We start from the raw sequence: 20,103 nt of genomic DNA, 5'->3' as shown, positions 1-20,103 counted from the left end.
GTTATGCCATCCCCCTGCCAATTTTATTAGAGAAAGGAAGGTCTGCATGACTTTTTACACTTATGACTACCTCAAGGACCAAAACCAAGGCTGGCAATATCTTCGGTTTATCTTAATCGCGGTATTGATTGTCGTCTTCATCGGCTTTCTGGCCTACTATCTACAGCACCGGTGGAACGTTAAATATAAGGATCTCACCGTCATCACCGGGGCCATTATCTTGCTCTTCATTGGCTTTCAGATCAATGACCTGGCGAACATGCACTCCAGTAGTGAACAAACTAGCGCCATCACCTCGACCGTGAAGGAAGTGGCCAAGCGACTCGACGTCAAACCCCAGAAGATTTACGTGAACGAAACATCTTCCACGGATAACTTGCTGTTCAAGACCCCTAAGGGATATTACCGCACCGACTATAACTCGGACGGTTCCGAGTTCGTCCTGGAAAAACTCACGTTGCACGACCCTAAGATTACGATTACAAAGGAGTAGCCTATGTTTGCTTATTCAGACGTTGCGTTAAAACTTATCGTTGGTTTCATTTTTATGACCTTACTGATCAACTTTACCGGGAAAGGTAACCTCGCGCCGACTTCGGCCATTGACCAGGTTCAGAACTACGTTTTAGGTGGCATTATCGGGGGCGTCATCTATAACTCCTCCATCACCCTGATTCAGTTTGTCATCGTCCTGCTGGTTTGGTCACTCCTGATTCTAGTCATGCGCTACTTGAAGATTCACATTCGGGCCATCGGAAAATTCATCGACGGCGGTCCCATCACCATCGTGCGTAACGGGAAGCTATTGGTGCACAATTGTCTCAAAGCCAACCTCTCCGCCAAAGAGATTGACTTCAAACTCCGGACAGCTGGGGTCTACGACGTGACCGATGTCAAGCGCGCCATCGTGGAACAAAACGGGGGCATCACCATCTTGCGTCAGGGAGAAGGCTCGATTCGCTACCCCATCATCATCGATGGTCAAATCGACCAGGACGTCTTGGAATTAATGTCTCACGATGAGGACTGGTTATTAGCCCAATTGAAGGAACAGGGCGTCACCAATATTCGTGACGTGTACATGGCCAAATTCGAAAATAATGTCTTAAAAATCACCCGTTACGACCGCGACTAAGGAGGTCTTCACATGCCCGCCGACCAACTCAATGAAATTTGGGACCTGTATAACTATCAACTCCAACTGGTCGGCCATCAACGCCGCGCCAGTCCCGTGAAGCCGGGGCGCTATCATCTAGTGGTCAACGCCTTTCTCTTCAATCCTGCAGGGCAAGTCCTGCTCCAACAACGGTCCCCCAACAAGCTCTATTTTCCTGGTTACTGGGATACCAATGCAGGTGGGTCGGTTCGGACCGGCGAAACGATTGAGCAGGCCATGCAGCGTGAACTAGCTGAGGAATTGGGCGTTCACTATCGGCTAACGCCATCGGCCAACTACCGCATCGTTCCCCATAGTCACTGGATTGATGCTTGGTTTGCGCTCAAAACGACCCATCAAGTTACCGACTTTACCCTCCAAAAAGCAGAACTCCAACGGGTGGCGTACTTTGACGTGCCTCAGGCCGTCACGCAACTGCAGCAACCCGGCTTTAATTCTTACCGCTTAGAACTCCATCAAGCTTGGACCCACCTGCACCGCCTGCGCCCTACGACAACAGTTGTCTAAAAAATGGCTCTGGAAATTTTCCAGAGTCATTTTTAGTCACCATTTTAAGCTCGTTATTTAACCGCGACAGGTGCCGCTGACGTTGGCAACGTCAAGGTCGTGCCGGTTGCTTGGTAGATCTTACGGTCAGGCTTAGGCGCCGTCAATGGCTGGTTAGCCGTGGCCATGTCCTTAATGTACTGAACAAAGACATCGCTATCCGTCCCCAACGATCCCAAGGTTGGCGTGTTCTTGAAGGCGTAGAACCGATCCCCACCCGTGTGGATGTAATCGCTGATGACGACCCGGTATTTAGTTGCCAAGTCAATTGGCGTGCCGTCCGTCTTGGTCATCTTCAGCACCTTAGCGTGTTGCTTGCCACCAGGCGTATTAGTGTAGGTGCATTTGAGACCCGCCACCTGCATGAAGAAGGCCGGATTGTAATACTGTTGGTTCAACGCATCTTGAATCTGTTGTCCCGTCATCTCGACGACTTGAAGGACATCCCCAAAGGGTTGAACGGCCATCGCGGCGCCCCAGGTGATTTGACCCTGCGCGTTAGGAATCAAATCCGACCGGACCCCACCATTATTGGTCATCGCAAAGTCAGCCTTGAGACCACCGGGCTTGTTGGCTTCGTACAGTTGCCCGTCGACCACGGTTTCACCAATGGCGTTTTCCAAAGATTTCGTCGTGCTCTTGGTGATCGACTGGCCACCCGCTGTCTTCCCGATAACCACGTTGACCTTGGGACCGACCCGCTTGTCCGCATCCTTGGCAATCGCGGCAACCTTAGCGTTGGTCTTCACTTTGGCATCGTCCTTAGCGGAAAGCACTGGGTAGACGTGCGCTTTCAAGCCCACGAATTTGCCCGTTTTAGGGCTGACGTAGCCTTGCGCATCATCATACGCTTTACCAGAGGACAGCGCTTGGACGACCCGGGTCTTGCCTACCATGCCGTTCGCGTATTGGTGCGAGTGCGCCGCCACGTAGAGACCAACGTTATTCTTCGGGTCGAGCTTATTCAACTTGTGTAAGATATCCACGGTTGGACCCGCCGTCTCACCAAAGCGCGTTTGGACCGCGGTGTGGGCCATGACGACGACCGCCTTAACGCCCTTCTTATTTAAGATCCGGTCATACTTGGCAATCGATTCGGCTTCGTCCAAAATCTTGTAGTCCTTCACGTTCTTAGCCGGGGTAATGTCACTGAGACTCCCCAGTTCGAGGCCAATAAAGCCAATCTTCGCCGTTTTGCCGTGGGCTTTTACCTTGCGAATAAGGTAAGGCTTGTAGCCATAAGGGGCCTTATTCGTGGACTTCTTAACCACGTTAGCCACCACAATCTTCATGTTCGTGGGTTCATTCGGGTAGTGTTGCACCAGGGCATCCGCGCCGGCCCCCGCCTTTTTCCCGTGGAGGATCCGGTTGAACTCGGGCAGACCGCGGTCAAATTCGTGGTTCCCCAGAGTTCCAATTTGGAATTTCATCCCTCGTAACGCGTGCATGGTGGATTCATGAGCCAATAAGGAGGAATCTGCTGGCGCAGCTCCCACCATGTCCCCGGCTTCGACCCGAAAAGTGTTCTTGGAGTGGTGCACCCGTTTGAATTGGTTCTGCGCCTGGTCTAAGTATGCCGCTAATCGACCCACGGTCCCCGTATTCTGGTACTGATGGGAGCCAATGTATGCCGTCCCGGTCGTGCTCAGGCCCCCGTGCAAATCATTGATGCCCAACACTTGAACCGGGATATCCCGCTTATCTTGCTTGGTGCGGTGTTGGTACTCCGGTTGTTTCAATGGCGTGCGATAATTATCGACCTCAGTGGATCCCGTCCCTGCCTTGGCCAAAGCTAACTCTGGCAAGGTGGCAACCCCACTGGTGACCATCATGGGAATCATTAAGCTGACGACCAGCTTACGTAACCCGTTCGGTGTAGACTTCATTCTCTCAATTCCTCCCTAGACTCTCTTATATGATGTTACGGTCTTAGCTTACCAAGCCTAGCCGAAATCACCTACGCTTTTGAGACTAAGCTAGTCGACCAGTAACCAAATAACCGGTGTAACAAGTCTGTTTATTGTTCGGAACTCGGCCGTTTTAGTCGCTAGTACATCACGTGAAGGTCACGTTAAATTACGTTCTGACCACTCCACCACGGTTCCCATTGGCGTCCCACCTTTACCACACTAGAATGTAAAACTATTTTTAAAATAGTCCCATAATCTTCCCCGCCTCACGCCAGCGTTTAAATGACTCAGCCCTTATATTTCCAATCACCGTTCGCATTAACTAGATTTAATTTTTTTGCTCAAGTCGGTTTGCGGCGCTGATTAGCCCCCAGAATGACATTCCTAAGTTTAATAATTTTCCCCTTAATTAATTTATCAGCCGCACCGTTGTAATTGGGCGTATAATTATATTCATAAAACATCATTGCCATTATTTATTAAGGGGATTCGCGTATGCAACCAAAACATCTCAAACCGGTATCGCCTTTATGGAAGCGCTATCGCCGTTTGCTCATACTCACCGGCTGTTTGCTCATCTGCTTAGGTGGTATCTGGAGTGTTCACACTCACCGCGCCGTCTCAGCCCAAAAGGTGACGTCACCGGCGACCCCAGCGCCCGTGACGACCACTCAGATTCGCCACCAACAACGCCAAGTCAAGGCTGAGCTCAAGCGGTACTTACACCAGCAGACCGCCGATGGCACCACTAGCATCAGCTTCTATAATTTGGGCGCGTTGCCCAAATCTGCGGCGGCTAAGGACCACCTCACCAAGACTTTCTACCAACCCGGTCAACTCGCCGTTAGTGCCCACGCCCATACAGCCGAAGTTTCCGCCAGCACCTATAAACTCTACATTGCCGCCTACCTCTTCACAGTCCACCGCCAGACCCACACGGCCTGGACCCCCACCGACCAGGCTGGCTTCGAAAACATGATTCTCCATAGTGCCAACGATTTTTCAGAGGCCACCCTCGCCCAAAGCGGACTATCCGCGCTCAACCAATTTATCCATAGTGAGCACTGGACCACACCGGTCTTCATTTCCGGTGAAGCAGCCCAGACGACGGCTGCCAGTCTGACTTTGGTCCTCCGCCAGCTTGCCACCCAACGGGCACCGTTTGACCACGCGGCCGACCAGCAATGGTTACTCAAGCTGATGCGCCACCAAGACTACCGGACTGGAATCCCGGCCGGCGCACAGACGGCCCAACGAGGCACCACCGTGGCCGATAAGGTCGGGTGGTTCGCCGATACCAACAACGATGCCGGTATCGTCACCCTCCCTAACGGTTAACGCTATATCCTGGTGATTCTCACCCACGGCCACGGTCAAACCGGCTTCAGCGGTTTTCCTCGCATCGCCAAAATTACCACGCACATCCAGCGATTGGTCTACGACCCCCATTGGGTCAAGACCCTGGATACGCCAGCCCCACACTGATCAACAAAAAATGCTCGACCCTCAAAGACAATCTTTGACGATCGAGCATTTTATTTAGTTTGAGTTTTACGGCCGTTGCTGCTTAACAAGCGCCGCAATTTGACGTTGAAGTTCCTTATTTTGTTGCTTGATTTGCGCCAGTTCCTGTAAGAGCCGTTGAGTATCCGAGGTCCCGTGGCGTTGGGCAAAGTAAGTCGTGATGGTACTGGTCAACGCCCCGATGAACCCGATGCCCACAATCATCAAGACCGTGGCCGCCCATTTTCCCGCAACAGTGTGGGGCGCCACGTCGCCATAGCCGACGGTCGTAGTGGTGGTAATCGCCCACCAAAAGGCTTCCCCCCACGAGACGCGCTCGGCGTAAGCGTACAACGAGGACGCTAAAATCAAAATGATCAGGCTAGCCCAGACCAAGTAGCCGAACCCATTGGTCCGAAAGAACTGCCGCAAATGGCGGCGCAACTTATTGATGAACCCGACTAATCGAATCAACTGAAACAGTTGGACCAGCTTTAACAACCGCATCAACCGGGCCAACCGGAAGAAGTTGAACAACGAGCTGAACGGAATAATCGCCAGCAGGTCGAAAAAATTGGTCTTGAAGAAGGCCTTCTTGTTGGGCGCTTGCCAGAATCGCACTACGTAATCGACCGTAAAGAAGCCCAAAATGGCATCGTCCACCCAGGACCAGACGCCCTTCGAGAGGTCGACCACGTTGACTAAGTCGAGCAAGACGAGCGCAATCGACACCACCGCTAAGCTGATGACACTAATTTGATAAACCCGTCGCCACGTCCGCATTTCTTCGCCCCCATCACCATAACGCCCCAACGTTACGTTTAGTATGACAGGTTCTACAAGGAAGGCCAACTAAGCGGCTTAGCAATTTCGCTGACCGTCAAAACTGATTCATTCGAAACTTATTGGGCGATGAAGCCGCCGTCAACGACAAACTCGGAGCCGGTCGCAAATGAGGATTCGTCAGACCCCAAGTAGACACAGATTTCACCGATATCCTTCGGTTGACCAATGTGACCAACTGGCGTTAACTTCGTTGCCACATCCACAACTTCTGGGGTCAAGATTGGCGTTTGGATAAAGCCCGGGTGCACCGAGTTGACCCGGACATTGTATTGATTAGCAGCCGAATCTAGGGCTGCAGCCTTGGTCAATAACCGAGTACCACCCTTGCTGGCATTGTAGGGTGCGGCGTTGACCGTGCCGACAAAACCTTCGATGGAGGACACGTTGATGATGGAACCGCCCTTGCCCTTCATGGTCTGCATTCCATACTTCACACCCAGGAAGTTGCCGTTTAAATTAACGTTGATGACCTTTTTCCAGTCCGCATAGCTTTCCTGGTCGACGGGCTTAACTTCCGGCGCAATCCCCGCGTTATTGACCACGATATCAAGCCGACCAAATTTGTCCAGGGTCTCTTTGATGACCCGTTGCCAATCGGCTTCAACGGCGACATCCTGTTGGATGAACAGACTGACGTCATCACCAAACTTAGCCACGGCGGCCTTACCACCGTCCACGTTATGGTTGGCAGTCAAGACGACCTTGGCACCTTCACGCACGTAGCATTCCGCGATACCCAAACCAATACCGGCGACGCCGCCAGTAATAATTGCCACTTTGTCCTGTAAACGATCCGTCATAACGATCAACTTCCTTCTTTTTTGTGATTAGTATCACACATGAGTTTACGACACTTACTAAAATTAAGCAACCACAGAAAAGAGTTCACCCCGAACATATCGTTACGGTTACTAGTCTTACGGAGGCTTATTTATTTTCTCTACAAAAAAGTGACCGGCACCAGGTCCGGTCACTTGCTCATTACTTATTCAAATTCTTCGTAAACGTTAGGATCTTGCCCGTCAACCCGACCATCCGGTTTACTCAAGGCGTTGATGGCTTCGATTTCGTCTTTGGTCAGGCTAAAGTCGAAGATATCGATGTTCGCCCGTTGGTGTTGGAGGTGTTGGGCCTTCGGGATTGGCACGATACCCCGTTGGGTGTGCCAACGCAAGATGATTTGGCCCACGTTCTTCTGGTATTTCTCGGCCAATTGCTTAATCATTGGTTCTTGCAACGCAGCACTGCCCCGGCCAAGTGGACTCCAAGCTTCCGTCACGATGCCCCGTTCCAAATCGGCCTTGCGCATCCGTTCTTGGACCCAGTACGGGTGCACTTCAATTTGGTTGACGGCCGGCGTCACGCCGGTCTCCTTGATGATCCGGTCCAAGTGTTCCGGTTCGAAGTTGGAGACCCCAATCGATCGAATCAAGCCCCGCTTTTGAGCGTCAATCATGGCGCGCCAAGCTTCCACGTAATGGTCACGCTTCGGCAGTGGCCAGTGAATCAAAAACAGGTCGAAATAGTCGAGACCCATCCGGTACAAGGATTCTTGAATCGAGATGGTCGCGTCATCATACTGGTGGTACTTGCCAGGTAACTTAGACGTCACGAAAAATGCCGAACGGGGCAGACCTGAGCGGCGAATCGCTTCACCCACGGCCCCTTCATTATCGTAATTCGTGGCGGTATCTAAACTGCGGTACCCGTCGCGAATGGCGGCGAGAATCTGGTTAACGCCTTGGCCCCCACGGACCTGGTAAGTGCCCAGTCACACGGCTGGCATCTGGTAGCCATCATTTAAGGTTAGTTCTGGTACTTGCATCGACTCATCCTTTCTTCATCAATGCTTTTAGCTTACCGCAACCCAGCTCAATTGTGAATTATTTAGCCGTCACCCCTTGCGACTGCCCGTTGGCCCGATTGAGCAACACGGCCAGCCCCAACGAGATAGCCGCAAACACTGCGGCGCCCCAGCCTAAACTGGTCAACCCAGCCGCCTGTAGGACACCCGAAGCCGTCGCCGACCCCAGGGAAATTCCGATATTAAAGAAGATGGCGTTCAACGCAGAAGCTAAGGCCACCGCTTGCGGATAGCTGTCTTCGGCCACGTCGAGGAAGTGGACCTGAATCGGCGAGCCCCCAATCAAAACGACTAACGTCAAAATCAGCAACAACCCATAGCCGAGCCACGCCGATTGCATTGCTAACGGGAATAAGAGCAACAGTATGATATCAAGCACGTAAAATTTCGGCAACTGGCGGAGTCCGTGATGTTCGGCCAAGGTCCCCGATAACCGGTTACTGATAATGCTGACGATTCCGATAACCATCAGTAACCAGTTGAGACTGGTGGTGATAAAGCCCAGCGTATCGGTAATCAGGGGGCGCACATAGGTGTAGTAAGCGTACGATGCCGCGGCCGTAAACAGAATCAACGCGGCGCCCAAATAGATGCGCCGGTCGGTCAACAAAATCAGTTGGGACTTGATGCCACTGGCAGATTGCGGCAGGTCACGCGGTACCAGAAGCCCTAAAATCACACAAACGACCAGGCTCAAGACGGAAATCACGTGAAAGGCGTCCTGCCAGCCCCAGTGGGTACTGATGGCCGTCCCGATTGGCACCCCGATGACCGAGGCGATACTAAAACCGGCGGCCAACCAGGAAATCAAGATGGCGCGTTTGTTACGCGGCGCAATAACGCTACAGATGGCAATACTGAGCGACTCGATGGTTCCAGCGACCACCGCGGTAATCATCCGCGCGGCCACCATCATGGGAAAAGTCGTCGCAAACCCGGTCAGCGTATTGCCCAGTAAAAAGATGACCATTAAGACCATAAAAGTATGGTACCGGTTGAACCGGTTGGTCAGCACCGTCACCAACGGCGTGCTGACTGCATAGACGATGGCAAAGACCGTCACCAGATATCCCACCGTCGCGACACTGACCCGCAACGACTGGGCAATGTCGGAAATAATCCCCACTACGATAAATTCGTTACAGCCCAGCATAAACGAGACCAGCACGAAAGCCGCGGCCTGAACTTGATACTTACTCACAGTCAACTCTCCTCTAACTCTAGTCTCGTCGCACGCCCATCTTTTCCGGGCTGCGACGGCTCCTGTCTCCACTCTACCGGTTTTCTATCAAAATAGGAACCCCGCTCTTCTCGACCCAAACAGCTAAAAACACCGCGGGGACTGGCCCCGCGGCGTTCGTTTGTGTGCTTAATCTTTAATTGCGTGGTGGTGTCTGGTCATCACGATAATACTGCGGTTTCGGCGCCGTTGCCGGGTGATCTTTAAGCCAGGCGGCAATCTGGCGGCCCAACTCATCGCCCATCGGCGCACTGGCCGCGATTTGGGCTTGGGTGATCTGGTCGACGTGAATCCCCGCGGTAATCGTACAGGTGCCCTCAAGCACCGGTTGGATGACCCGCGCGATACGTTCGCTCACAAAGTTGTCCTTGTGAAACCGACCGTCGTGGCTAGGAAACTTCACGGTCTGCAGTGGTGTGGTCGCCGTTAACGTGGTCACGTCACCGATATGCGGCGTGGTCCCGCCGGTGACGACGATCAAGAGGTCGCGCCCCACCACCTGCAAGTCATCCTGAATCGTATACCCAGTCTGAGTAACTTGAAATCGTGGCATTAGTCTCCCTCCCAACGCCGGTCCGTCTCGTTTTGAATCCCGAAGGCGTCCAGAATCTTCATGGTCTGGTGATCGACTAAATCTTGAATGGTCTGCGGCCGATGATAAAAGGCGGGAATCGGTGGGATAATCTGGGCACCCAGCTTAGCTAACTTGGTTAAGTTTTCCAGGTGAATCACACTGAGGGGCGTTTCGCGGGGCACGATGACCAGGTTACGACGTTCCTTGATGGTGACGTCAGCCGCCCGACTAATCAGGTTGTCGCCGAAACCATAGGCCACGCTAGCGACCGTCTTCATGCTGGCCGGGACGATGACCATTCCTGCGTTCAGAAACGATCCACTGGCGATACGGGCGCCCTGGTCGCGGTCACTATAGGTCACGTCGGCCAAATCTTGGACTTCAGCTAGCGTGTAGTCCTTTTCTAAGGAAAGGTTCTTGGTGGCCCAGGGACTCATCACCAGGTGCGTCTCCACGTCCGGGATGGCTTGCAGTCGCCGCAATAAATCGACGGCATAAATCGTCCCGGAGGCACCCGTGACCCCCACAATAATCTTCTTCATCAACGGTGGACCTCCTTCATTAGTCTAAATACTTTTTCCAGTCAGGGACTTCCTTGAAGTGGGCCCGTTCGAACTGGTCTTTCATGTCAAACGGCACGGTGCCATCTATGATCAATTTCGACGACATGCCCCGGACCCGAATCGACTTCGGGTCGTACCCTGGCCGTTCAGAAGGGTCTAGTGGGTGGTTACGCATCCCCGGCAAGACCATGATGTCCTGGTCGGCCTGGAAGCGCGTGTTGACGGTCCACATCACGTCGTTCATATCAAAGATGTCGACGTCTTCATCCACTAAGATCACGGTCTTGAGTTCCTTAAAGGCCGAGAACGCCAGTAACGCCGCTTGCCGTTGAATCCCTTCGTCGGCTTCGTCGTCCTTGTGAATCTGCATGATGGTCATCAGCTTCCCACCACCTGCTGGCGGATTGTAGACGTTTAAGACCTTCCCCGGAATCGCCCGGTTGGTCAGCTCTAAAATGCTGGCTTCGGTCGGGATGCCGGCCATGCTGACGTGTTCTTCGGATGGCCCGATTACGCTTTGCATGATCGGTGACTTGCGGTGGGTGACCGCCGTGACCTTGATGACTTGTAAGGCCGGGTTGGCGTCGCCATCGTACCCTGGAAATTCGGGCATGGCCTTACCGGTATGGGTGTTGATGTCTTCTTGAATCCGTTCGTTGGGCATGATGTAGCCTTCCAGCGTGTACTCGGAACGCGCAATCGCCCGTTCGTCGACGGTCAAGCCCGGGACTAACCCAACGGCTTCTTGGCGAATAGTGCCCGCGACGCCCAGTTCGTTGTAACCGAGTGGCGTGGTCGGCGGCTCGAAGGTGGCCCCAATCGTGATAGCCGGGTCGAGACCAATGCTGATAGTAACCGGCATCGGTTCGTTAGCGGCTTCATATTCGCTGGCAAACTTCCCGATGTGCCGGCCACCAGGCATGATGTAGATGCCCAACTTATCTTTGTCTTCTAAGACCATCCGGTGAATCGTGACATCACTCATGGTCTTAGCCTTGTTCGAGCCTAAGACCACGCCGACCGTGATGTAGGGGCCGGCGTCTTCCGGCGTGTTAGTTGGCGCAGCGACTAATTTCCGAATATCAAAATCCGGGTCGGTGGCCTTATGCACGACCTCGTGGGCCGGGGCCTGGTCCTCTGAGACTTCTACCGGTGGAATCGGGTGATCGACCGAGTCATTTAAGAATTGACCCAGGGTCTGGTAGTCGTGATGGAACATCAAGCCAACACGCTTGCGGCTCGCCATCAAGCCCATCAATACGCGGGTGTCCGGGAAACCGGTGACGTTGTTGAACATCATCGCGGGCCCCTCTTGCGTCGGCCGCTGGACCGTTCCGCCAGCCCCAATGTAGCGGTAGACACCGGAGAGTTCGGCGTCTGGATCGACTGCCACATCAGTTTCGTGGTACTGTCCCGGGTGCGTCTTTAATTCCGCTAAGACCCGGCGTAAATCGTAAGGTTCATTTGTCATCACATTGACCTCCTTATTAATATCTAAATCATAGGTTACACTGGTTAACGCTTGCAAACAATTCAACTTACGCTTAACGTTATTCCTAATAGGACTAATAGAAAGGAGCCCGCCCTATGACCTTTACCGACCTCCATAGTTTCATCGTGGTTTATCAATTACGCAGCGTCTCGGACGCCGCCGTTGAACTCAATATCACCCAATCCGCGCTTTCTAAACGCCTGCAAGCCCTGCAAACGGAATTGAACAGCACCCTGATTTCCACTCGTAACAAACGTCGCCTGGTCATCACGGAGAGTGGCGAAGTCTTTTTTCGCTACGCCCAGACCTTGATGACCCAGTACGGGTTGTTGCAAGACGAACTCCAAGCTTACCGCGACCTACGCCGGGGGACCTTACACATCGGTAGTGTCCCGGTCATGGCCCAGTACGGTCTCACCGCTAAACTCAGTCAGTTCATGCAGACCTACCCGCAGATCAACCTGCGTCTCGACGAGCTGGAAGGTGCTGACTTACTGGCCCAACTGCAAGACCACCAAATCGACCTGGCCATCCTACTCGACGTGCAGACCCGCCAACTCAACCGTTCACAGTTCGAGAGTCGAGACCTGTTGACCGACGACTTGCGGGTCATCTTACCCGCCACGCACCCATTGGCCCGTCAAGAAACTGTGCGCATCCTCGATTTACAAGACGTCGACCTGGTCACTTTAAGCCCTGGTTCCGGCGTGTACGAACAGTTGGACACCCTGTTTCAGCGCGCCGGCATCACGCCCAACATTCGTTTCAGTACCCCGCACATCGAAACGTTACTGGGGATGATTGCCCACACGCAGTGGGTCACCTGCCTATACGCTCAGGCGGCGGCCCCGTTTTTATCCGCCGACTTTGTCACCCGACCGCTCTTGCCAACGCAAATCAGTCGCCTCCAATTAGTGGCTCCGCGTGGACAACGGGCGCCGGCCGTGACACGGTTACTTGAAGCACTCACCCACTAACCACCCGTGGTATACTACTCAACAGACTTAAATTTAATTTCGGAGGTTCCCCATGATTAGACCCATCGTTCACGACCCACAACAACTGCAAACTTCGGCCACCCCGGCCACTCGCGCTGATGCCGGGGTCATCACCGACCTGTTAGACACTTTGAAAGCTCACCAGGATAACTGCGTGGGCATGGCCGCTAACATGATCGGCCAAAACAAACGCATCATCGTCATACTCGTAGGCGCCTTTCCCATCGCACTGGTCAACCCACAGATTCGCCAACAGCGCGACGCCTTCCAAACGGAAGAAGAGTGCTTGTCCCTAGATGGACAACGGCCGACGACCCGTTACCAGACCATCACCGTCGACTATTTAGACCAACAATTCATCCCGCACCACCAGGAGTTTACCGGCTTCGTGGCCCAGATCATCCAACACGAAGTCGACCACTGCAATGGCATTCTCATTTAACCAGTCGCCCCTAACCTAATTTTTAGGCGCGGGGGCGATTTTTGATTGCCAAACGGTCCCCACTTCCCTAAAATAGAATCCGCGGTCCATCCCCAGTCGGGCCCGATTTCAACGCGCAGGGAGCGATTTTTTGAAAAAGATTTTAGCCATTTTCGGGTGCGCGTTTATCGGCAGTGCCCTTCGATACCTCTTAACGCCCGCGGGGGCCAACCACCACCTGCTCACGGTGCTAGCCATCAACGTGGCGGGCTCGTTTTTATTACCCCTGATTACTGGGGCCTTACCACTGGTCGTGCCAGTCTCCCTGGCCACGATCACCGGACTCAGTGTCGGCCTGGTGGGCAGTTTCACGACATTTTCCACCTTCATCGTCGACGCTTTACACCTGGCGCAACAAGGCGCCTGGGGGACGTTCAGCCTTTATTTGAGTGCCAGCCTTCTGTTGGGGGGATTAGCCGCGGCGCTCGGTATTCGCCTAGCCCGTAAATTCGTGACCAGGGGGTGGCACCAATGATGACTTTACTCCTAGTTAGTCTAGCTGGTGCTGGGGGCGCATTAGCCCGCTACGGCATGACCTTTCTCGGCAACTATCTCTTTTACGATACTTATTTGCCCTTACCCACGTTAGTCATTAACTTGATTGCGGCCTTTCTCTTGGGCCTGGCCGCGGCGGCCTTTCCCGCTAGCACCCTGGCTTTTCAAGCCACCAGTGGATTTTTAGGCGGCTTCTCAACATTCTCGACGTTCACTAATGAATTCGCCGGCCTTTTTCACCGGTTTCCCCGGGTGGCTAGCGGCTATCTCGTCTTGTCCGTGGGCCTGGGGTTACTTTGCGCTGGCGGCGGGTATTGGTTGCTGGCCCATTGATTTCAAATCAGCCACTTAAAAACGCACCCCCGACCAGTGTCAATTCGGTCGGAGGTGCGTTTTAACGTTCCATTTTTTATTAGCCTATTTGTAAACCAAAACTTGAGTGACCAGGATTCCGCCACCAAAGACGAGCAGGAAAACGACCACTGGCCAGACGAACCGGAACCAATGCGAGTACCGCATGTGCAACATCTGTAAGGTTGCCATAACCAAACCGGTCGGTGCCAGGAACAGCATCGCGTACTGCCCAAATTGATAAGCGGTAACCACGACAAACCGGGGAATGTTAACCGTATCGGCTAATGGTGCCAAGATTGGCATCGACAGCACGGCCAATCCGGATGACGATGGCACGATGAAACCCAGTACGAAGAAGATCATCAACATGACCAAAATGAAGACCGGCCCGTTCATGTGTTGCACAAGAGCAGACGCAAATTGCAAAATCGTGTCGGAAATCAGGCCGTTATTTAGAACTAAGTTGATGCCTCGAGCTAAACCAATAATTAACGAAACACCGACTAAACTAGAAGAACCCGCCACGAAGGCGTCAACCACGCCGGTTTCACCGAGACCGTATTTCCCAGTTGCAGCGATGAACATAATGATAATGGCAAAGACTAGGAATGAAGAAGCCATGGTTGGGAACCACCAGCCTTTTGACATAACACCCCAGACCATGATTGGGAAAGTAACCACAAATAAAATTAAAATCAACTTTTTGCGGAAGGTAAACCCAGTCTCTTGATTTTCAGCAGATGATTCTACTGACCACATCTTGTTGAATTCTTTATGGTCGTCCCAGGTGTACGATACTTCTGGATGGGCTTTAACTTTTTTACTGTACCAATGGAGGTAAATCAGTAAGAAAATCGTGGCGATGGCCAGGCCACCAGCCCGCCATACAATCCCTTCTGTAAAGTTAATTCCGGCCGCGTTAGATGCAATAACAACCGAGAAGGGGTTAATAGTGGAAATGCAGTCCCAACCGAACTGGCCAGGAAAATTGCCCCGACACTCACGATTGAGTCGTACCCCATGGCAATGAAGATAGGCACCAGGATGGGGTAAAAGGCTACCGCCTCTTCTTCAATCCCACATAAGGTTCCCCCTAAAACCAAGAGTACGGAGACTAAGAAGATCAGCATAAATTCATGCCCCTTGGTCTTCCTCGTCAGGGCTAACAGACCAGTCTCAAAGGCCCCACTGGCCTTAACTACCCCGATTAGTCCCCCTAAGACGAAGATGAAGACCATAATATCAACGGCTTGAATAGTCCCGTTGACCATACTACCGGTAATGTCTCCCAACGAAGCGGGATGTTGTGGTAATCGTTCATAAGTATTCGGGACCGAGACCGCTTCGCTAATTCCCCCCGATTTGAATTGACCAATTTTAATCTTAACATCCAATTTATCTAGTTCTTTTTGTGTTGCTGGTAATTTTTTAACGTGCCCTTGCGGATTTTTCACCTCTAATTCTGAAGATGCACTGTTATACGATAGTTTGGAATAACTCCCGGCTGGAATCATCCACGTTGCCATCACCGCCACGACGGTGAGGATAAACAGGATGAAGAAGGCGCCGGGCATTTTTAGCTTGAAATGCCGTTTTTTTGCTGTTGGATTATCTGTCATCATAATTCCCCCTAAAATATGAGAGCGTTTTCTGTTACACTCAACTATGGGAATACCGAAAACGTGGTCCCCGGCTGTCGGGGTCTCCCTATCACCCTCCCGGTAAGAAATCGGGACCAGTCAGGAAAATTATCCACCAACGACCGTTGGACCACGTTTTTAGTTTTACACTGTTGCGTTAACCGCGGTCGCCGTAATCAACGTCCCCACCTTACCGGCCAGGGCATCGTCTAAGTGATCGAGTGACGTAATGAGCGCCGAACGTTGGTCCCCAGAAGTCACGAAGTCTAGGCACGCTTCAATTTTTGGCAACATACTGCCAGGGGCAAACTGCCCATCATCAATATACCGATGCGCATCGGCCGCTGAAAGGTGGCGCAAGGCCCGTTGATTAGTTTGACCATAGTTCACGAAGACATCGTCAACCGCCGTCAAAATAATCAGCTGGTCAGCCGCAATTTTATCAGCCAGCAAGGCACTTGAGCGGTCCTTATCGATGACGGCTGGGACTCCACGTAACCCAGTTGTCGTTTTGACAACGGGAACGCCACCGCCACCGCCAGCAATGACTAAACTTCCTGCCTCAATCAGGTGATTGATGCTGTTGAGTTCAACGATGGTCTTAGGTTGTGGCGATGGCACGACTTGTCGATAACCTCGCCCTGCGTCTTCCTTAAAGGTGTAGCCCTTCTCGGCTTGAATCTTAGCAGCATCTGCTTGCGAATAGAAATCACCAACGGGCTTCGATGGATTCTGAAATGCAGAATCACTCGGGTCAACCTCAACCTGGGTAACCACCGTTGCGACATCTTTTTGGATACCTTGTCGGTGCAATTCGTTTTGTAAACTTTGTTGTAAGTGATAGCCAATGTAGCCTTGACTCATGGCCCCACATTCCGGAAATGGAAAGGCAGCAGTTTTTCCATTTTCAGCCGCAAAGTTCATCCCCAGGTTGATGGCTCCCACTTGTGGACCATTCCCGTGACTGATGACGACCTTATGTCCGGCGGCAACTAACCCCACGAGTGAAGGCCGCCGTGTGTTTGACGAGTTTAAGCTGCTCTTCAGGAGACTTCCCCAGAGCATTCCCCCCGAGAGCGACAACGATTTTTGCCATACATAAAACCTCCCTGATTAGTCACCTAAGGTTGCTACCATAACGGACTTAATCGTGTGCATCCGGTTTTCAGCTTCTTGGAAGACTACCGAAGCATCACTTTCGAAGACCTCATCCGTTACTTCCATTTCGCTAATACCAAACTTCTTTTGGATTTCAGCCCCAACCTTGGTATCTGTGTTGTGGAAGGCTGGCAAGCAGTGTTCGAAAATCACGCCAGGGTTTTCAGCTTGATCCATCACAGCTTGAGTCACTTGGTAAGGCTTGAGTAACTTAATCCGGTCAGCCCAGACACTGTCGGGTTCACCCATGGAGACCCAAACATCAGCGTAGATGACGTCAGAACCCTTTACACCTTCAGCAATGTCATGGAAGACTTCAATGTCGGCCCCCGTCTTGTCCGCAATAGCCCGAGCCTTCTTCAAGAGGTCTGCGTCCGGCCGCAATTCCTTTGGGCAAACCACGTGGTAGGTCATGCCCATCACAGCGGCCCCTAACATCAACGCGTTAGACACGTTATCTTGCCCGTCACCCACAAATGTGAACTTAATGTCAGCGTAATTCTTCTTGAGAACTTCGTGGGCCGTCAAGAAGTCCGCTAAAACTTGGGTTGGGTGGTCTTCATCGGTCAAACCATTCCAAACTGGGACACCAGAGTAGTCCGCCAGGGTCTCCACAGTCTTTTGGGAGAAGCCCCGATACTCGATGCCATCGAACATCCCGCCTAAAACGCGGGCCGTATCCTTAGCAGTTTCCTTCTTACCCATGTGGGAACCGGATGGGCCTAAGTAGGTGACGTGAGCTCCTTGATCCTTAGCGGCGACTTCGAAAGCACAACGCGTTCTTGTGGAATCCTTTTCAAAAATCAGTGCAATGTTTTTGTCGAGTAATTTCTTTTGTTCCGTCCCCGCATACTTGGCTTTTTTCAGATCTTCAGCTAAATCGAGCATGTAGCTCATCTCACGGGTACTAAAGTCAGCTAGGGTCAAGAAACTCCGATTACGTAAATTAAACATGTTTGATTCCTCCTAATTGATATTTACAAGTCTTAATTTAGTAAGCGGTTTCATAAAGCTTCATTTATGACAAAAAATTTAAGTATTGGCAATCGATTATTTCAGTATCATTACTTTTCAATCGCCTTTACTTGAGGAGTTTTAGTAATGTTTAAACAATCCCGTTTTATCAGTCATGGTCGTTGGCAACGAATTTTGATTGCTGCAACCTGTATCGCGTTGTCCTCTCAAGTCAACATTCCCATCTACGCTCCTGGATTTATCTTGGCCCTATCAGCGCTCTTGCTACCTACTTTTTTATATTTTAATCGCGATCTCAATCCATTACTTTTAACCGGAGCCATTGCACTGGCTTCCCCCATTTTCCAAGGCATTCTTCTATTTATTGGTCATGCTTCAAGTCAACAAATAATTTTAGAGTATGTTGTTACTGATATTGCTTTTTACCTCTGCTATGGTTTTCTTTATTACTTCATCTATTGGCGACGTGGACAACGCAATAACAGTTCTTTCTTTTTGACTATCGTTTTGTGCGTCTACCTATCCAATCTCCTAGAGGTCAGTCTCCTGACTGATTTCTCCCATTACAGCTATCGAATCTTTCAAATTCTATTCATAGCTGCGTTGGTTAGGAGCCTCGCCAGTTGCTTATGTGCCTTTGCCTATCATTACTTCACGTTATTACTCCGAACAGAAAGCCACGAACAACGGTATTACCATTTTGTCTGGATTGCGGCTGCTGTAAAGAGTGAGGTTTACTTCATGCAAAAGAGCCTGGGGGATATTGAGAACGTGATGAAAAACGCTTATCTCCTCAATAAGGATTTACAAAAGGCCAACGTTCCGCAAGAATACCAAGACCGCGCCCTCACAATTGCACGGGACGTCCACGAAATTAAGAAAGACTACCGTAACGTGGCGTTGGGCCTTAACGATTATTTCTCCGACGACCAGGAATCTCCAATGCAATTAGCAGACATCCTCAAAGTCACCGTAGATTATATTCGAGAAGCCATTAAGTCCGATCACCACAACATCGTCATCGAAGTCCATAATCAAGTTGACTTAGTGGTTCCCAATCACTATTACGTGGTTACGATTCTATCCAACCTCATCTTTAACAGCGTTGACGCTATTTCTCCGGATAAATTAAATGGTCTCATTCGAGTCACGGTGGCGGATGCTGGCGACCATATCTTGCTCAACGTCAGTGACAATGGCAGTGGCATGGACCAACAGACGCAAGCCATGATTTTTCGACCCGGCTTCACCACCAAATTCCACGAGGAAACTGGTGATGTCTATCGGGGCATTGGTCTGTCTCACGTTAAAATCATTGTTCAGGAACAATTTGACGGGGAGCTGCGTGTGGAATCTCAGCCCGGTCACGGAACCAATTTTCAAGTTCGTTTAGCTAAATCACGACTCATTCAGGAGGCGCACTCATGAAATTCTATATTGTAGACGATGACCCTAGCGTTCCCATGATTCTCCAACGGATTCTGGAACAGAATCCCCACAATGATGTGGTGGGAACAGCAACCGACGCCAAAATTGCCTTAGCCGATTTGATGCTGAACGATGTCGACATTGTTTTGGTTGATTTACTTATGCCTGTAGTTTCGGGTATCGATCTCGTAAAACAGCTTAAGGCCGCCAAGCCTAATTTAACCTTTGTGATGATTTCACAGGTACGCGACAGCGACTTACGGGCTGAAGCATACCAAGCAGGAATTGAATTCTTTATTGATAAACCCATCAACCTTATCGAAGTCAAAACGGTTATCCAAAAAGTGGTACAAAATATTCAAATGGCCGCTAAGCTCTCCAACATTCAAGCTTTGGTGGGTAGCGGCGTGACGAATAGCGACCCTGCCGTAAACGAACATGCCGCGGAAAAGGAAAAGATTCTATCGATTTTACGTTATCTAGGCATCACCTCAGAATCCGGCTCTTCGGATATTCTTTCTGTTTGCCAATTGATGATCGACCAAAATATTGGTTTTAAACAAATTGATTTCAACCAGGCCTTTGCCATTGATGACCATGAAAAAAAGATTTTGTTTCAACGTATTCGACGAGCCATCAAAGCTGGCCTCAGCAATCTTGCCAATTTAACGCTCGACGACCATGGCGACGAAATTCTAGTGGAGTACGCTAATTCTCTGTATGAATATAAAAATGTCCGTAACGAAATGGCATATCACCAGGGAAAACGAACCACTGGTGGCAAGGTTTCCCTTCAGCACTTTTTTGATGGGTTGACCCAGGAAATCTAGTTTCACCCTAACCTAAACAAAAGGTCCCA

19 protein-coding genes and 2 pseudogenes are annotated in these 20,103 nt (G+C 51.2%); 10 read left to right on the top strand and 11 right to left on the bottom strand.

The window, feature by feature from the left end; all coding sequences use genetic code 11:
* Positions 1–46: 46 nt before the first annotated feature.
* From H3M12_RS05330 to H3M12_RS05320, 3 genes are read left to right on the top strand one after another with little or no spacing between them, the layout of a single operon-like run.
* On the top strand, positions 47–493 hold the full coding sequence (locus tag H3M12_RS05330; protein WP_129032723.1) for a DUF3290 domain-containing protein: 447 nt from the start codon (positions 47–49) through the stop codon (positions 491–493).
* Positions 494–496: 3 nt separating this feature from the next.
* Positions 497–1,135, top strand: a complete 639-nt coding sequence (locus tag H3M12_RS05325) for a YetF domain-containing protein (protein ID WP_129032722.1) — start codon at positions 497–499, stop codon at positions 1,133–1,135.
* Positions 1,136–1,147: 12 nt separating this feature from the next.
* The gene (locus H3M12_RS05320) at positions 1,148–1,684 is read left to right on the top strand and encodes an NUDIX hydrolase (RefSeq protein ID WP_129032721.1); all 537 of its coding nucleotides are present in this window, start codon (positions 1,148–1,150) and stop codon (positions 1,682–1,684) included.
* A gap of 53 nt (positions 1,685–1,737) precedes the next feature.
* On the opposite strand, the gene H3M12_RS05315 is transcribed toward H3M12_RS05320, so the two are convergent.
* The gene (locus tag H3M12_RS05315; protein WP_182151020.1) at positions 1,738–3,609 is read right to left on the bottom strand and encodes a bifunctional metallophosphatase/5'-nucleotidase; all 1,872 of its coding nucleotides are present in this window, start codon (positions 3,607–3,609) and stop codon (positions 1,738–1,740) included.
* A gap of 519 nt (positions 3,610–4,128) precedes the next feature.
* Here H3M12_RS05315 and H3M12_RS05310 point away from each other — a divergent pair.
* On the top strand, positions 4,129–4,971 hold the full coding sequence (locus H3M12_RS05310; RefSeq protein ID WP_225423525.1) for a serine hydrolase: 843 nt from the start codon (positions 4,129–4,131) through the stop codon (positions 4,969–4,971).
* Positions 4,972–5,184: 213 nt separating this feature from the next.
* Here the strand turns inward: H3M12_RS05310 and H3M12_RS05305 are convergent, their stop codons facing one another.
* The 7 genes from H3M12_RS05305 to H3M12_RS05275 form a co-directional block, all read right to left on the bottom strand.
* The gene (locus H3M12_RS05305; protein ID WP_129032719.1) at positions 5,185–5,919 is read right to left on the bottom strand and encodes an ion transporter; all 735 of its coding nucleotides are present in this window, start codon (positions 5,917–5,919) and stop codon (positions 5,185–5,187) included.
* A gap of 119 nt (positions 5,920–6,038) precedes the next feature.
* On the bottom strand, positions 6,039–6,782 hold the full coding sequence (locus H3M12_RS05300; RefSeq protein WP_129032718.1) for an SDR family oxidoreductase: 744 nt from the start codon (positions 6,780–6,782) through the stop codon (positions 6,039–6,041).
* A 185-nt stretch (positions 6,783–6,967) separates the two neighbouring features.
* Positions 6,968–7,753 carry an aldo/keto reductase gene (locus H3M12_RS05295; RefSeq protein WP_233449233.1) on the bottom strand — a complete coding sequence of 262 codons (786 nt, stop codon included), beginning with the start codon at positions 7,751–7,753 and terminating at the stop codon, positions 6,968–6,970.
* A 112-nt stretch (positions 7,754–7,865) separates the two neighbouring features.
* A complete protein-coding gene (locus tag H3M12_RS05290) occupies positions 7,866–9,047 on the bottom strand; it encodes an MFS transporter (RefSeq protein WP_182151019.1) in 1,182 nt (393 codons plus the stop codon).
* Between the two features lie 175 nt (positions 9,048–9,222).
* Positions 9,223–9,639 (bottom strand): prenylated flavin chaperone LpdD, encoded by a 417-nt coding sequence (gene lpdD / locus H3M12_RS05285; protein ID WP_129032715.1) that lies wholly within the window; start codon positions 9,637–9,639, stop codon positions 9,223–9,225.
* Positions 9,639–10,202, bottom strand: a complete 564-nt coding sequence (locus tag H3M12_RS05280; RefSeq protein ID WP_129032714.1) for a UbiX family flavin prenyltransferase — start codon at positions 10,200–10,202, stop codon at positions 9,639–9,641. Before H3M12_RS05280 ends, lpdD begins: the two co-directional genes overlap by 1 nt.
* Before the next feature lie 19 nt (positions 10,203–10,221).
* Positions 10,222–11,694 (bottom strand): UbiD family decarboxylase, encoded by a 1,473-nt coding sequence (locus H3M12_RS05275; RefSeq protein ID WP_182151018.1) that lies wholly within the window; start codon positions 11,692–11,694, stop codon positions 10,222–10,224.
* 116 nt (positions 11,695–11,810) lie between these two features.
* Here H3M12_RS05275 and H3M12_RS05270 point away from each other — a divergent pair, with 116 nt between their 5' ends.
* The 4 genes from H3M12_RS05270 to H3M12_RS05255 all read left to right on the top strand — a co-directional run bounded on the left by H3M12_RS05270 (position 11,811) and on the right by H3M12_RS05255 (position 14,022).
* On the top strand, positions 11,811–12,692 hold the full coding sequence (locus H3M12_RS05270) for a LysR family transcriptional regulator (RefSeq protein ID WP_129032712.1): 882 nt from the start codon (positions 11,811–11,813) through the stop codon (positions 12,690–12,692).
* Positions 12,693–12,744: 52 nt separating this feature from the next.
* The gene (locus H3M12_RS05265) at positions 12,745–13,155 is read left to right on the top strand and encodes a peptide deformylase (protein WP_182151017.1); all 411 of its coding nucleotides are present in this window, start codon (positions 12,745–12,747) and stop codon (positions 13,153–13,155) included.
* 130 nt (positions 13,156–13,285) lie between these two features.
* Complete coding sequence (locus H3M12_RS05260) at positions 13,286–13,669, top strand: fluoride efflux transporter FluC (RefSeq protein ID WP_129032710.1); 384 nt, start codon at positions 13,286–13,288, stop codon at positions 13,667–13,669.
* Positions 13,666–14,022 carry a CrcB family protein gene (locus tag H3M12_RS05255; protein ID WP_129032709.1) on the top strand — a complete coding sequence of 119 codons (357 nt, stop codon included), beginning with the start codon at positions 13,666–13,668 and terminating at the stop codon, positions 14,020–14,022. The genes H3M12_RS05260 and H3M12_RS05255 overlap by 4 nt, the downstream gene beginning before the upstream one ends.
* An 84-nt stretch (positions 14,023–14,106) precedes the next feature.
* Here the strand turns inward: H3M12_RS05255 and H3M12_RS05250 are convergent.
* The 3 genes and pseudogenes from H3M12_RS05250 to argF form a co-directional block, all read right to left on the bottom strand.
* Positions 14,107–15,662: pseudogene (locus H3M12_RS05250) on the bottom strand (YfcC family protein).
* A gap of 165 nt (positions 15,663–15,827) precedes the next feature.
* Positions 15,828–16,779 (bottom strand): annotated as a pseudogene (arcC, locus tag H3M12_RS05245) (carbamate kinase).
* A 17-nt stretch (positions 16,780–16,796) separates the two neighbouring features.
* Positions 16,797–17,795: an ornithine carbamoyltransferase gene (gene argF, locus H3M12_RS05240; RefSeq protein ID WP_129032706.1), complete on the bottom strand. Its 999-nt coding sequence runs from the start codon at positions 17,793–17,795 to the stop codon at positions 16,797–16,799.
* A gap of 147 nt (positions 17,796–17,942) precedes the next feature.
* Between argF and H3M12_RS05235 the strand changes: the two genes are divergently transcribed.
* Both H3M12_RS05235 and H3M12_RS05230 read left to right on the top strand, forming a co-directional pair.
* Positions 17,943–19,244, top strand: coding sequence for a sensor histidine kinase (locus H3M12_RS05235; protein WP_129032705.1), 1,302 nt, complete (start codon positions 17,943–17,945; stop codon positions 19,242–19,244).
* A complete protein-coding gene (locus H3M12_RS05230; RefSeq protein WP_129032704.1) occupies positions 19,241–20,074 on the top strand; it encodes a DNA-binding domain-containing protein in 834 nt (277 codons plus the stop codon). Before H3M12_RS05235 ends, H3M12_RS05230 begins: the two co-directional genes overlap by 4 nt.
* The last annotated feature ends 29 nt before the right edge of the window (positions 20,075–20,103 follow it).

This window comes from Levilactobacillus suantsaii (assembly GCF_014069315.1).
GTDB lineage: Bacteria > Bacillota > Bacilli > Lactobacillales > Lactobacillaceae > Levilactobacillus > Levilactobacillus suantsaii.
The sequence above is the reverse complement of the archived record's forward strand: the minus strand, read 5'-3'. Positions and strand labels throughout refer to the sequence as shown.

Excerpts from the sequence above, each read along its gene's own strand:
- H3M12_RS05255 (WP_129032709.1), top strand. The coding sequence starts at position 13,666 with ATGATGACTTTACTCCTAGTTAGTCTAGCTGGTGCTGGGGGCGCATTA.
- H3M12_RS05270 (WP_129032712.1), top strand. The coding sequence starts at position 11,811 with ATGACCTTTACCGACCTCCATAGTTTCATCGTGGTTTATCAATTACGC.
- H3M12_RS05230 (WP_129032704.1), top strand. The coding sequence starts at position 19,241 with ATGAAATTCTATATTGTAGACGATGACCCTAGCGTTCCCATGATTCTC.
- argF (WP_129032706.1), bottom strand. The coding sequence starts at position 17,795 with ATGTTTAATTTACGTAATCGGAGTTTCTTGACCCTAGCTGACTTTAGT.
- H3M12_RS05305 (WP_129032719.1), bottom strand. The coding sequence starts at position 5,919 with ATGCGGACGTGGCGACGGGTTTATCAAATTAGTGTCATCAGCTTAGCG.
- lpdD (WP_129032715.1), bottom strand. The coding sequence starts at position 9,639 with ATGCCACGATTTCAAGTTACTCAGACTGGGTATACGATTCAGGATGAC.
- H3M12_RS05280 (WP_129032714.1), bottom strand. The coding sequence starts at position 10,202 with ATGAAGAAGATTATTGTGGGGGTCACGGGTGCCTCCGGGACGATTTAT.
- H3M12_RS05310 (WP_225423525.1), top strand. The coding sequence starts at position 4,129 with ATGCAACCAAAACATCTCAAACCGGTATCGCCTTTATGGAAGCGCTAT.
- H3M12_RS05325 (WP_129032722.1), top strand. The coding sequence starts at position 497 with ATGTTTGCTTATTCAGACGTTGCGTTAAAACTTATCGTTGGTTTCATT.
- H3M12_RS05320 (WP_129032721.1), top strand. The coding sequence starts at position 1,148 with ATGCCCGCCGACCAACTCAATGAAATTTGGGACCTGTATAACTATCAA.
- H3M12_RS05275 (WP_182151018.1), bottom strand. The coding sequence starts at position 11,694 with ATGACAAATGAACCTTACGATTTACGCCGGGTCTTAGCGGAATTAAAG.
- H3M12_RS05265 (WP_182151017.1), top strand. The coding sequence starts at position 12,745 with ATGATTAGACCCATCGTTCACGACCCACAACAACTGCAAACTTCGGCC.
- H3M12_RS05235 (WP_129032705.1), top strand. The coding sequence starts at position 17,943 with ATGTTTAAACAATCCCGTTTTATCAGTCATGGTCGTTGGCAACGAATT.
- H3M12_RS05330 (WP_129032723.1), top strand. The coding sequence starts at position 47 with ATGACTTTTTACACTTATGACTACCTCAAGGACCAAAACCAAGGCTGG.
- H3M12_RS05300 (WP_129032718.1), bottom strand. The coding sequence starts at position 6,782 with ATGACGGATCGTTTACAGGACAAAGTGGCAATTATTACTGGCGGCGTC.
- H3M12_RS05315 (WP_182151020.1), bottom strand. The coding sequence starts at position 3,609 with ATGAAGTCTACACCGAACGGGTTACGTAAGCTGGTCGTCAGCTTAATG.